A 13,616-nucleotide genomic window follows, 5' to 3' on the forward strand; every position below is an offset into this window, starting at 1 on the left:
GTAATTGCTTGTCCCCATGTCGGCCTCCTCGCCTCAAAGTTAGGGGGCAAAGCGTCTACAAATCTAGGGGCACCTCAAAAGTGGTGCAGCTTGCACCACTTTCATTTCGCGCAACCCAAAGCTCCTTCCGCTTCGCCAGATGCTCTGTCTGATGGGTTGCGGTAAGTTCCGACCGGATTGGGTTTTCATCTATCTCCCGTAACTGGCGGTCGTTTTCGTCAGCCGATTCGAAGGAGTCGCAGCCGATAAGCCAACAATGATTATGGGTGGGTCTACACTAAAAAAGCGTTGCCTCATGCCGGTACAAAGCATGAGGCAACGCTATACCTAATCAGCCAATGTGTGAAATGCGCTATTGGTCAAATTGGGGATGAGAACGCAACAGAACAAGAAAGTTTCACTAAGGCCTTCGATCACTCGTTACACAAGACCATCGAACAATATCCGAAACTCGCAACATAATAGGTAAGGTATTCTGCGCTGTACCGGTGGATTTTGAAATGAGCGTTGTTGCCTAGGTAAAATTGCCTATTTGAGATACATTTGCAGACCAAGCCAGGTCCCGTTACCTTGGTTAACTATTAGTTAAGAATGCTGGTGTTAACAATTCTTAAGCTGGTTTACCTCTCTTTGCTTTGACTTTTTCCGGTTGTCGCCTGTCAACGATGAGACGTGAACCAGCTCGTAACAAATCTCGCTGCAAATGGTGAATAATATCACTTGGTATGGATAGTGGAAATGCTTCCCGCTAACGATAACAGCTCACCCAGTCTACCCAGGAAGCTAAAGCTGGCTGCTATCCTTCTGTTGGGAGCCTGCTTCGTTCTTGTCCTTGCTCGCAGTCTGATCCTGATGATTACGACTTGAGCGAACTGAAGCTCGAATGGTCATCAGCGTCTAAATCTCATCAGCCGCCCAATCGAGTTAAAATCAGCTTCATATCCTCAACGAATTGAAGCAATAGGTCGAACTGCTCAACCAACCTGTGCGCGATTTCCACGGTCAGCGAAGAGTAGCTGATGCAGCGTTGTCGATCAGTAGAACCTATTAATTTGGCTAACATTTTTCTCTTGGTTAACTGTTCGTTAAGGTCGCCGATGCTAACGAAGGTCTTGCTGGTTTGCGTCATTTAAACTGGGAAACTTTTTTTGTACCTTTGTGCCCCATCGAGATGCAAACCAGCCCGACCAAATACCGTCTGCCAGCTCTTACAAACGTATCACGTGCGAGAATAAGCCATTACACACACAGCCCCTGCGCATGTAACATCCTAGGCTTCGTTCGTGACCCACATAGCATCTTGAGCTCGCGTTCGGTGAATCGCTTATTGGTTCAATTCACTAACAAAGTACTAATGGCGGTTTTGCGTCTGAGAACTCAGCGAAAAGCAGCGCATGACGCAGTTGCCAATTCCGCGGCAACCAGCACAAGGTAGCAGCAAATTTGCCCATACCAAGGGCCGAGCACTTAGTAAGCAGTCGTGAGCATTATCAAGGTACTACTACGCGCGTTACCAATGCTGACGCGGCCGAAATGCTCAATCTTTCAAAGTGGAGCGTAAACTCGAACTAAATATTTACCGAACCCGTGTAACCTACAACCCATGGACAATTCCTCGAAAGTAAGAACCGACTATATCTCGAAGCTCAGCGTGTTGCACGATGAAGCGGATGATGAATTCGTTTTTGGAGACAAGAAACTCGAAGCCATGCGTTCATCGGAGTTCCAGACGAAGCGAGTAGCTCTGAAATGAATCCCCTAAATAGGGCTATGTAACCCTGTCAATCGGATTAATCAGTTCCAGCCCGTCATCATCACGCCCAAACTTGTTCACCTCGTGGAACTTGAACCTTCCATCCCAGCCCGTGCCGAGCGCATTCTGAGCGACGGTGGTTGTCATCTCGCCACTTACCCAGCTTGAAAGCTCGTCCGTTGTGAGAATGACCGGCATTCGATTGTGAATGTGGGCAATCTGCTTTGAGGGTTCGCGTGTCAGGATCGTGCAGGTTCGTGTGCCGTCCAGAAGCTTTGAGCACAGCCCTGCGAAGAAGATAAGCGGTGCGTTGGTTTCCACCGTAAGGTAGTTTGGGCGGCGGTCCTTATCTGGGCCTGTCCATTCGTAATAGCCAATAGCAGGAATGGCGCAGCGGGACGATTTCCAAGCGGTTCTGTAGGCTGGCTTGTCCGCCGCCGTTTCGATCCGGGCATTGAACGTCGTCTGCTTCCAGTCTTTCGTGCTGCCTTTGAAGTGACGTGGCACGAACCACCAGCGGGCCGATGTTGCTGTGAAATTGCCACCTTCCGCGCAGGCTATATTTACTGGCTGCGTGGGCTTGATGTTCCAGCCTATCCGCGCTTCCACGGCGTCACTATCGGGTGCGACAGGGCCATCCAGAAAGCCCCGCATGATTTCCAGCATTTGGGCTTGGGTCAGATTACCGGCAGTAAAGCGTCCACACATTCAGTCAGGATAGATGTGAATTTGCGTAACACCAAGAAAATGAGGAAAATTCAGGAACTGCACGTTAGATGACTGCTCGGAGCCCGCAGCTAACATGCCGATTTATCGCTGCGAGTGCTCGCAACGCGGAAAATGCCGCAAATGCGGAGTTTCTAGCGCCGCAATGCAGCAGCACACTCGGTCATCCACTCGATATGCAGCGAGAATTGTGGCGTCAATTCACGGGCTGCTGGATGGTGGCAGCGGGAGGTCGGGTTTTCCAGACTAGCGCCGATCCGTGGATCGGCCTAATCTAAAGCTCATATTTTTTCAACTATTACTTGATCGGCGCCCTCATTTCTCGCGCCACCTCACTTTATTTGAAACAGGAGACTATTATGAAATCTTTGCTCTTTTCCGTATGCATATCCGCCCTTACCGCCTCGTCCGCCTTGGCGGCCAAGTGCAAGGATATCGAGATCAATATCCATAATCACGAAAACGAGCTTATGAAAGTTGTGCAGATCCGCGCCTACAACGAGAATGACGACAAGTGGCGCACAATCCGCAGCGCGAATTTCGAGGTCAGTCCCGCCAGTACCGGGACGTACATGCGCGTCACCGAGAACGTCCCGGGCAGCAGGAATGAACAGGTTGGCATCCGAGTGAAGTACAAATTTGTCTATGGCGGCAACAACACCCGATACGAAACCGACAGCAGCATTAAGACCTGCACGACTGGTCAGAGCTATGACACCGCGATTCCATCCTCGGGCCATCGCCCGGACTGAGCGGTTGCGAGGGGATGTGCGGCGCTTGTTGGGTCGCACATCCATCTGCGGTTACCCTGTACTTGTAGAAGACGTGCTAAAGATTTGAAACGACAGGCCTTGAATGATCGGATTGGCGGCATCGGTTACAACGCCGCGATGAGCGTGCCGCACCTGCGAGCGAATTCCGCGTCAGCAAGCACCTGGAAGGGTAACGACGATATTGTCCGCATAGCGGACTAAACCGTGGGTTTTACCATTTTAATTGGAAATTTGAATCACGGACCCAGAGAAACCTAAATCTTTCAAGTGTATGACGTTCTTCTGAGATGCGTTTCCTACGCTCACTACAGCGGCGGATAAGCTCAGCAATAAAGCAATAACCGATGGCCGAATTATCCCGAGAACAAGGCAATGGGCGTATTCAAGTATCGGCATTCGCATACCATCTCCAAACGATAATCAGCCCGCTCTGAAATCTATAACAAGATTGGTGTGTCACAGGTTAACAACGGCGTAACTTCTTGCTGGAAAATGCCCTCATTCTTAATGATTGGCAACTCTGGCGGCTGTGTGACACTTTCTGCGCGGGATACGGCTTGCTGTATTGTGCGCTTGCTAGTCCAGGTCGCCTCGGACGTCTCAGATGCAAACCCCTTTTTCCCCCTACTTTCGAAACTGCGCAACCTTTTGCGGTTTCTCGCACCTCCCAAAGTTCTTTCCGATTGGCTAGATGCTCAGATTGTTGGGCCGTGAGTGGCGCTCAAGTTTTCGGATAAAAGATAACCCCCCACCATGTAGCTTGGCGGGGGGTTGCTCGCCCAGGTACAACAGGCGAGTTTGACACGTGCAGAAATTGGGAATGAGTGGCACGTGACGAAAAATAATACCTGCGCCATGCACACTAAAGGATCTTTGGCTCTCTCGTGGGCAATTCACATGGCGCAAGTGCCGGCTAGCACTCATGCTTTGGTCCGAAATTTTCTTGGAGCATGGTATGCGTCATCAGCGCATCTGCGTTCACTTCTACACCAGGAGAAGGAGCGCCCGCCACTTCCCGAAGGCAAGGATGCGTTGCCTCCGGGAAAGTCGGTTCTTCAATGTAGATACTCATCAACATCACTTTCTACTCGTAAAATCCAACCGTCTAATTACCCCGACAGCCGGTACTTACTACGCCTTCCAATATGAGCCTATATTGCGGATATTCTAGTCCTTTAAAGCGGATATGAATATTCGCCTGTCGCAAGCTTGATTGCGAAACTACCTTTCATAGCTGAAGTGTTTCTACACAGGGAACAAATACTGAAAGAACTGTTCTGATCGTTTCCACTAACTAAGCGACGGCCATCTCAGCGTCATAGAGTTGCCACAATTTCGACACGAATTGCCGACTGTTCTCACTTTGGAAACTCTGCGTATTCAGCAATTCTTTTGATGTAAATTTGTTCAGTTGCAGTCTTGCGATTTTATCCGGCTAAACTCAGATGTCCGTTTTGGCAGCGATTAGTTCGTGCGTACTCTACTTTGGGAGGCTTCTCAGGGGCTCGATAAAGCCTTCGCGAACCTCAGTAATGCTTTCCGTTTCTCTTTGGGAATTTTGGTATAGGCAGTAACCAACATCACGGCATGCTCTTCGAGCAGGGCATTGCTCCGCTTGGCAGGGTCAGGTCTTGGATAGACGCCCAATCCTTCAAAAAAGTATGAGATGTGGACATCCAGTGCTCGCGACAATTCCCAAAGCCTTGAAGCGCTAACCCTGTTACTTCCGGTTTCGTATTTTTGCACTTGTTGGAATCTGACACCGACGTCATTTGCTAACGCCATCTGTGTTATACCAAGTTGCTTACGTCGATGGCGGATGCGCTTCCCAACATCAATATCAACCGGATTTACCATTTACTTTCCCCAATTCACGTTACCGTTCCCGTCAAACTGTCACAATAAACCGCGCTCATAAGGGGAAAATCGGGCAAAACATATCAGTGTGATTTCATATTAGCCGTCGTTGGAAACGGACGGTATCACTGCGTACGGCGAATTCTATTGAAAGTATCGGATGTCCGATTAGTCCGTTGGCGGTCTCCCAAAGCATTCAACCGCGCGCTCAAAGGGCAAACACTTTCTTTATCATAATCATCCAATCATCTGAATTGTGTGGGAGCTATGTGTTTGACCACCTCGAAATTCTCCCACCAAGAGTTAAGAGTTCCCGCACGCTTCAATATAGATGCACAGCACAGATACTGCGACATGATCCGTTCCACGCATGGCGAGTTGAGGTTGCACGGGTGTTCAGGTTGCAGGAGAGTGGACGGCTAATTGGGCGAATGCGAGTGTATTCTTGTGCTCAATCGACGTGGCAATTGTCTTGAAGCTGGTTGCATGGAAACCTGATTCACTGATCGAGATTCAGTTTCCAACAATGCCAACAGATGATTCACAATTTTGTCGAAAGCGCTGGCTGTATTGTGAAGGCCCTTTTCACGCGCATCCCTTGCTGCATGAATAGACTTCATTAAGAGTTCAAATGTACGCATAGCTGCCCCCAGAAATGCTCTAATCGAAAAACTTGGTGGTAGAAGTTTATTAACCGAATCCTAATGATTGCTTAAGCTTGGCGAGCATCTCTATATTCACTCCAACCACTCCTCCGGCACCACGTTCTCCGGCTCGATTCCTCCGCGCCCGTCTGGTTTGGGCATTAACCCGCGCGGAATACCTATGCGCTTTTCGTAATCGGCCAATCTACAAAACAGACTGACCTGCTCCCCAAGTCTCCCTCATTCACAACGAGAGTTTGCGGGTTTCGTATTCATATTGTTGGTCGTCGATTTGGGCAAGCGCGTCGGGCGCGGAGCCCTCAAATTGCTCAAGCGTCCGACGCGCTTGTGTGGGTGCCTGGTTCCCCAGCGATGAGTGCGGTCTGACGTTGTTGTAATTGTATCGCCAGAGCGCCAGCTTTCGCCGGGTATCGTCCAGACTGTCAGAACATCTCCTCGTTCAGCAACTCATCACGCAAGCTGCCGTTGAACGACTTGATAAAGGCATTCTGCTGCGGTTGCTCGGATCGATTTAGCGCCAGTCGACATCGTTGTCGTTGGCCCATTTCAGAATCGCCCGGCTGGTGAACTCTGTCCCGTTATCACTGACAATGCTGGTCGGTTTGCCATAGAGCCGGACAAGTGCGTCCAACTCCCGCGCGACACACCGAAGGTGTCGGACAGGAAGTCCAGAGACCAGCTGTCACTTGGCATTTAAATGTAAGACTTACGAACGCTGGATTTTCGAATTAACTGCCAAGCAGCTTCCGGTCGAGGCTGACTTTGTGGCACATGCGGACGAGTCTGTAGCGGTTGATAGGCTGTGCAAACACCTGAAATAGCAGATAATTTTATCGTCACGGCCTGGGGTTTCATGATAAAGGAGGCCCGTTCATCTTGTCGCGAAGAGGTTCGACCTTGGCAGATTATGAAGAAAAATGACAGGAGGGTGGTTCTCAAATAAAGTGTCAAAACATAGCTCAGAATCTCAAATTAACTGCTAATTCTCAAATTAAGTGCTACACAACCTATTGAAATCATTGAGTGTGTTGTCTCATGATTAAATGCCAAGTGACAAGAGGGCTGGATGTTGCGGACGCGCGCGGTCTATACACCCGCCATCCGGGCGGCGGCGGATCTCGGCGAACAAGAGCTGGATCTGCGCGAGTTCGATGTCGCGGTCCTTGCCGCCATCGCCTATCACCAGCCGATCACCCGTGACGGGCTGAAGGAGATCTTCGGCAAGGAGATCAGCCGCGACCTGATCGGCCGTCTGCATGCGCAAGGACTGATCGGGACAGGCCCACGCTCGCCGCGACGTGGCGCGCCCTACACCTATGTCACGACCGAGAATTTTTTGATCGCGTTCGACATGGAGACTCTGCAGGATCTGCCAGACCGGGAGCAGCTTGAGGACGCAGGGCTTACGGAGGCGTGACACACAGTTCTATCGCTCAAATTTGTGACTGAGATGAGTTATAGAAATGAGGCCTATAGCTCATTGGCGCGTTGCGGCGAAGCGCACTAACTGGGCAGCAAGGGAGTCAGGTCGCCCACGGCCGGCGAGGTTTGCTAGCTTCCAATTGACACGTTCGGATACACAAGCCGAGGTCTGGCTTCCTCAAATCACACTACCCGGCGCGCGCACAGATCGGTTCAAGCATCGCCCAGATATCATCGACGACTTCCACGAGGCTCATACCTTCGATCTCGGTGGCTTCGGAGTAGGCGCGCCACTGAGCAGACTTTGTCGCGTCGGCGGCGAATGCTTCGGACAGGCCTGGCGGTCGCGCTTGCGGCACCTCCGTTTGACGTCGTTCAAAGGTTTTTTCGATGCTGGCCTGCAAACCGTCCAAATTGAGATCGACGGCCTTTGGAAGCGCCCAGAGGTCGTAGTAATCCTTCATCCGACCATTGATGAAACCGAGCGCCACAACGGCCTGGAACTTCTCGGCGATGACCGTTTCGGGTGAGTAGGCGCGCACCGAAGCGGAAGGAAAGTCGAGCAGTGAGCCGTAGTCGAGCCTGTAGTCGGGCTTTCCAAGCGCGTCTCCGAACCCGACATCGATCGTGATCGGGATCCGCGTCTTTTCGAGAAAAGCAGTCGTCTTCAGGCGCATGCCGCCGTAGACCTGATCGTCCCTGATCGGCGCTGCTGTAAGGTTGGCGTCGTCAAAGATCAGGCCGTCATCTGCGTCGATTACCAGAATCTCGGCAATGGCCGCCTTAAGGGTTTCCTCGTCCTCAGCACCGAACGACAGGAAATCTACGTCCCGGGTAAACCGGCCTGGGTCCTTGGTCCACAGGGTTACAAGCATACCGCCTTTCAAGACGAAGCGGTCGCGATGTGCAGATATGGACAAGCGGTAGATGAGCCGTTCTAGGCCAAAGGCCACCAGCACGACGTCAAAGGCTTGCTCCTCTGCTCGTGCAAGATTCAGAAGTCTTTGGCGCACTGATGCTGCGATGTTCGTGGGTGTGTCAGCCATTTGATGTCACCGCCTCGAGGTAGGGGCGCATCTGGTTCCAGGCACCGTAGGTCTGCGCAGCCTCAGCAATCGCCGATGGCGTTGCCTTGCGCTGTTCGATCGCGGCTTTGAGAGCCTCGATGGCAACCGACCGATCGACGAGTCGCTGGTTTCGGAATGCGTCGGCAAGCGCCTTGGGAATCGTATACATCCTGAGCGTTGTCCCACCCACCTGGTGCTCCTCGACGCCGCCCGAGAAATAGGGTTCGCGAAACCGGACAGTTCGGATCTTCGGATATGTGATCTTCGGCTCCCAGTCTCTGGCGCCAATCGCAATCCAAACACGACGAGGCAGTTGATCTGTGATGCCGTGGAAAGCCAGCGCCGACGTCAGGCAGATGACGGCCTTTGGTGCCCGCTTGGCGACTTCGATCAGGGTCTCATGCGTATCGGGTGTGCTATCGGGAAGGCCGTAGAGCCCTCGGCCAAGCCGGAGGATCTCGCCAGACAGCACCGAGCGTGAGATCGTTGCTGCGGAGACACCCACACCCTCGAGCTCCCGTGCGCGCGCCGGCGCATGGAACTCCAGATACTCAAGGAGGCGCTGCCTCTGTGTCACGTCAGTTGGCACTGATAGATAACCTCAGACAATTGTATTCTTAGTCCGAGGTTTCCTAACACAACTTGATGGTGGCTGCCAAGACTGCAAAACTACGGGCAAACAGCAACCTTTCTGCAGGGATGGGCGGAAAGTGTGAATTCGCGGCGTTGCGACGAGAAACTGCACGGACCGTGAAAGCAGACCTTCGTAACCTATATTTTTGGTTTGTCCTGTTTCGGAACACATCTTCAGGAAAGCGGACTTTCGCTGCGAGTGCGCAGATTCGGTTGTCCCGAGGCATTTTCGGGCATTCAGAATGTGGTGTTAGGCGCTTTTTGGTGCTGGCCCGGTCCTTGTAGGGCGCCGAAGATCCCCGTTGAAAAACAAAAGCCGCTAGCCATGTAAACATTATAAGAGCTTGGCGAATAGCAGGCTCTTGTTTGCAACTGATGCGCGACGTGTATGTTGAACGGATGCAGCAGTCGAATGATGTCATCCGAGGATCAGCTTCTCGCCAAGCGGTCGCAAGCCTGAGAGGCTATCTGTATCAAATCATTGTTAGCGCATCGGAGTGGTGCCAACTCAAAGAGGAGGATTTGCTTTTCCTTGAAGTGGCAGAGGACTACGCCAAAGTTGTCGGCGCAGCACTAACCGCAACACAGGTAAAAAACGAAGGCAGAGCGGTAACATCCAACACGGACTCTGTAATTGGAAGCATTAACAATTTGTTCGAGTTGGCAGAGCTCAACCCAGGACTTGACGTATCAATCTGCCATCTAACGACCGCGGATATCGGGCTTGAAAGCAGCCACGCTGATCGGGTGAACGGCGTTGCGACGCTGGAGTACTGGCAAAAAGTGGCTCGTGGCGCAGACATGCCGCCTCTAAGAACTCGACTATCTACTATGGGCATATCCGAGAAGGCACGAAGTTTCGTCGCCGAATCCAGCGACGACGAATTGCGAAACGGCCTGATAAGACGCATCAGTTGGTTGTGTGGTCAGCCGGGCGTGGATGGCGCACGAGATAGATTGAAAGACATGCTTGTGCTGCACGGTGATCGGATCGGGGTCAGTGCCGTTTCGAGCGAAAGTACGCTCGACTCAATTCTTTGCAACGTACTGGAAACATCAGTCGGAGAGGAGCCCCGCTCGCTAAAGCGCGCAGACTTTCTTCGGACCTTCAGCGAAGCTACCCACGTTTCCGTGCCAGTGAATAGATTCGTAGATGCAATAGGAGGAAGCGGTCCGAATGCTGAAGCCACATTTTTGGAACGGCGCGAGGCCATCGGGCAATTATTGCCAATCAACAGGAAGCACTTCTCCCGGCGGACTGGCCTTGAGAAATCAATTGGGCAACAGCTCGATGTAGCCGGCTTGGCTTGGCTGTATGGCGGCACGGGTTTCGGTAAAACAACACTCGCAACTTTGTTCGCCGACCAGTCGGATTTGGGCAGCGGCGACCGCTGGCGAGTTTCACGGCTGCGAGGAGCCACCAGACCTGATCGGCTTCAAGTATTGCGGATGGCGACGGCCGTCGTCTCGATGGACAGACCGCAGGGGTTATTATTGGACGATTTAGCGCGTCCAGGAGATAACACGGAAATTGCCTACCTTGTTGAACTAATTGAGCTTTGTTGCCGGCTAGATTGCAAACTGATTGTGACTTCTCACGATGCCTTAGGAGCGAGAATTACAGAACTGGCAGGGCTCGCAGCGAACCCGTCGATCAAGATCACTGAGCTTAGCGAGCAAGAGATTTGCGGTCTTGTAACCTCGCTTGGAGGCGACGAGGAGAGGTGGGGTAAGTACATTCATCTGGCGTCAGTGGGCGGGCATCCTCAATTGGCTCATGCCTTGGCGGCCGACCTTTCCAGGCGCGGATGGCCCAATGAAGAATTTCAATCACTGAATGCCCTAATCGGGCGCGACAGTGCCCTGGAGCAGGCACGACAGGATATTCGCCGTCGAGTCTTAGAGGAGCTCCCGCAGGATTCTCGACGACTTCTTTATCGCATGGAAATCGGGAGCGGCACACTCGACGAGCAAGCTCTCACGATGATCTGTCAGGTTTCGCCGTCAATAGACATGCCCGGTGAAGCCATGGAACCGTTGCTCGGTCCTTGGGTTGAAACAATCGATGGCGGATACCGAACATCGCCTTTGGTTTCGCGGCGGGGTAGCAAAATGCTTAGTTCAAACGAGGTTGAACGTGTCCATTTTGCGATTGCATCGTCGCTTACCGCCGGGCCAACACTTAATGGCAACGACATTGACCAAATCCTCATACACAGTCTCGCTGGGAGAAACGATAACGCGTTGATGAAAGCTGGGATTGGCTTGTTTCGAGCCGATCCACAGAATCTTGCTGCCCTCGTTGAGCACTCTGTTCTGCTACAATCGATCCGAACAGACTATGGAGGTGGATTTTCCGGTACACCTTTTGCTCGGTCAATGCTGTCAAAGCTGAATGTCTTAGCAACTGCGATTGCCGGGGATCGTTTGGCTTTTGAACAAGCCCTTGGAGAATTCGAGAACGTTGGGCGCGACGATCCCGCAGAATTACGCAGAGCGGACCGGGCCCTAGTCACAGGCAAGCTGTGTATGCAAGAAGGCTTCATCGAATTGGTCGATGATTTTCCCAAGATGCTAATTCAATTGCGAGATGACACTCTTTCGTTTGCGGAAGACCCCAAGAATGGCGACGCACCAAACGACATTCCAAATGCAAGTCTAATTCCTACAATGTTGCCAATTCAGATGACTAAGGCTCGGACGGTTGCCGCTCTGCTGCGAGTGATCAATTCCCTAGGGGATTTGCCCGCAACAGACAGAGAATTCCTTACCAGCTACAAGGAATTTAAGGAATTTGACGACGGCCTTGCTGTTCGCAACCCGTGGCTAGCCGTGATCCGCCGGGATGGAATTCCGTCAGTTGGCATGGCAAAAGAGTACATCGACCTAGGTCGAGTTGCGGCGGCCCATGGGTTTTTAGATATGGCTGCTGCTTCATTCGACACTGCTGCGGTGATCTTCGACGAAAATCACGATTATTCAGAACGCGCGCTGACGGTGTTAGACGAAGCAAATTCCATACTTGGGGATAGACTGGACCTGGCGCGCGCGCGGGCACGCGTTCTTCACAATATAGGAGATTACCAAGGACAGATTTCAGTTGCAGAGGCGATCTCGAATCAACTTGAAGGCAGCCCGGTCTCTCAGGTGTACTTTCTCCGAGAACTTGCAATTGCAAAATCACTCATGGGCCTGCATGGAGAAGCGGCTGAGCTTTTTGAACAAGCGGCGCCGATTGCCTTAGGCTTTGGAAATGTTTCGATGAGTGCGATGGCGGTTGGGCTCCGCGCCGACACGTCGGTGGAACTGTATTGGGACGGCAGAAGAAAGGCGGCGCTTACGGCAATGTCGGATGCGCTTTTGCAAGTCGAAGAACTCGATTTGTTGAATCCAGGCCCGCCAGTTGCGGTCCATGCGATGCTAGCTCACTTTATCTCAGCTATTCAGAACGAGACATCTGACGCTCCAACGGAGCGGCCGGGAATCGCGGGTTTACTCTCCGGCGCAGCATCCAATCCGGTGCCGGCTAAAGAGTTGATGGAACCCAAACCGAAGTCACAATTCATTTGGATTTGGTGGATGCTAGCCGTCCTTGAGCAAAAGTGGCAGTTGAACACCGGTATAGCTCGTAGCGTTCTCTCTTCGGATTTTCGGCACGGGTTACCGACCCCGCTTCGTGCCAGCCTTATCGTTTCTGTTTTTCTTGGGGCCTTGCAGCGGCGCGCTGTAGATGAAATCGCCCAGAGTCTAAAGTGCGCCTTAGGTGCTCAGGATTACGTATCAAAATACAGGACTGCAAATAACGACCTCACAGCTCAAGTATTCGACTCGATCCCAGAGCCTGAGCCCAACGGGCTTTCTCGACATGGGGAGGCCCAATTTTGGCTCTTGGCGTCGATGTGCGAAATTGCCCTCACCGACGGCATTGGTGGGATAGATCGACTGATGCATGGTTTTCGCAGGCAACAGGCTGACTGCCTTTCTGATGAATTGATGAAGGCTTTCCAAACTACTACTCCCAATGAAGCCGCAGATATGCTCGGATACGCCTCATGCGTTGGCGTCGTGCTTGAACACACGCGACATGGGAATAGTATTCCATTGCGCGATTTAGTTTTTGTTTCGTTGAGATGTATGGATGTCTTTGCCCGGTTTATTCTGGCCGGAGGGAACGGGAAAAAATTCTTTTGTTGGCTTCGAGATCAGTGGGAACAAGCAGTGAGCAACCAGTCGTTTCGCCTCAAGACACCTGCACTTGCACGCCCCCGAATAGAAGATGCTCTCGCGAAAAGCGAGCCATCATTCGAATGGGCAGTGCACCTGCTTGAGACAGTGGCCCCCTTTTCTCCTGTCAAAGTTGCACCCGTCTATTTCGCAAACCTTCGCAAAAGCGTTGTTGCGTGACAAAGGGCTCGGTGCACTTGATCACCGGCTATCGTCGGGCAACGTATATCGGGGAGCGTGTCTTCGACTAAGCGGATATGCTGCGAGATGCACCAATGGCTGGTCTGGTGAAGCTGCGGGTTGGCGCCGGAACAGCTAGTCAATGAGCGCCGCTGCAAACTGCTATGACAACGCGGTCGTCGAAAGCTTCTTCGGAGTCCTCAAACGCGAACGTGTGAACCGCGTTTGCTACAGAACCATGAGGTGCCCCTAGTTTCCTAGACACCTGCCTGGTTGATTTTGTGCTGTCTGATTTCGAAGTCAACGGGCGACAGCA

General features: G+C 52.2%; 7 protein-coding genes and 2 pseudogenes. 3 read left to right on the forward strand and 6 right to left on the reverse strand.

Annotation, left to right across the window (positions count from 1 at the left end; all coding sequences use genetic code 11):
- Positions 1 to 907: 907 nt before the first annotated feature.
- Both LC334_RS22370 and LC334_RS22375 read right to left on the reverse strand, forming a co-directional pair.
- Complete coding sequence (locus LC334_RS22370) at positions 908 to 1,129, reverse strand: hypothetical protein (protein WP_085801972.1); 222 nt, start codon at positions 1,127 to 1,129, stop codon at positions 908 to 910.
- Positions 1,130 to 1,768: 639 nt separating this feature from the next.
- Positions 1,769 to 2,461, reverse strand: a complete 693-nt coding sequence (locus LC334_RS22375; protein WP_085801973.1) for an SOS response-associated peptidase — start codon at positions 2,459 to 2,461, stop codon at positions 1,769 to 1,771.
- 377 nt (positions 2,462 to 2,838) lie between these two features.
- Between LC334_RS22375 and LC334_RS22380 the strand changes: the two genes are divergently transcribed.
- A complete protein-coding gene (locus tag LC334_RS22380) occupies positions 2,839 to 3,231 on the forward strand; it encodes a hypothetical protein (protein WP_085801974.1) in 393 nt (130 codons plus the stop codon).
- A 1,518-nt stretch (positions 3,232 to 4,749) separates the two neighbouring features.
- On the opposite strand, the gene LC334_RS22385 is transcribed toward LC334_RS22380, so the two are convergent.
- Positions 4,750 to 5,109 (reverse strand): helix-turn-helix domain-containing protein, encoded by a 360-nt coding sequence (locus LC334_RS22385; protein ID WP_085801975.1) that lies wholly within the window; start codon positions 5,107 to 5,109, stop codon positions 4,750 to 4,752.
- Positions 5,110 to 5,997: 888 nt separating this feature from the next.
- Positions 5,998 to 6,464: pseudogene (locus LC334_RS22390) on the reverse strand (integrase core domain-containing protein); the annotation flags it as partial.
- Between the two features lie 370 nt (positions 6,465 to 6,834).
- Between LC334_RS22390 and scpB the strand changes: the two are divergent.
- A pseudogene (scpB, locus tag LC334_RS22395) lies at positions 6,835 to 7,191 on the forward strand (SMC-Scp complex subunit ScpB); the annotation flags it as partial.
- A gap of 193 nt (positions 7,192 to 7,384) precedes the next feature.
- Here scpB and LC334_RS22400 read toward each other — a convergent pair.
- Both LC334_RS22400 and LC334_RS22405 read right to left on the reverse strand, forming a co-directional pair.
- Positions 7,385 to 8,242: a nucleotidyl transferase AbiEii/AbiGii toxin family protein gene (locus LC334_RS22400; protein WP_085801976.1), complete on the reverse strand. Its 858-nt coding sequence runs from the start codon at positions 8,240 to 8,242 to the stop codon at positions 7,385 to 7,387.
- Positions 8,235 to 8,840 (reverse strand): type IV toxin-antitoxin system AbiEi family antitoxin domain-containing protein, encoded by a 606-nt coding sequence (locus LC334_RS22405; protein WP_085801977.1) that lies wholly within the window; start codon positions 8,838 to 8,840, stop codon positions 8,235 to 8,237. The genes LC334_RS22400 and LC334_RS22405 overlap by 8 nt, the downstream gene beginning before the upstream one ends.
- A gap of 431 nt (positions 8,841 to 9,271) precedes the next feature.
- Between LC334_RS22405 and LC334_RS22410 the strand changes: the two genes are divergently transcribed.
- Positions 9,272 to 13,300: a tetratricopeptide repeat protein gene (locus tag LC334_RS22410; RefSeq protein ID WP_085801978.1), complete on the forward strand. Its 4,029-nt coding sequence runs from the start codon at positions 9,272 to 9,274 to the stop codon at positions 13,298 to 13,300.
- Positions 13,301 to 13,616 lie beyond the last annotated feature (316 nt).

The sequence above is a fragment of the Roseovarius aestuarii genome, assembly GCF_019966515.1.
Lineage (GTDB): Bacteria > Pseudomonadota > Alphaproteobacteria > Rhodobacterales > Rhodobacteraceae > Roseovarius > Roseovarius aestuarii.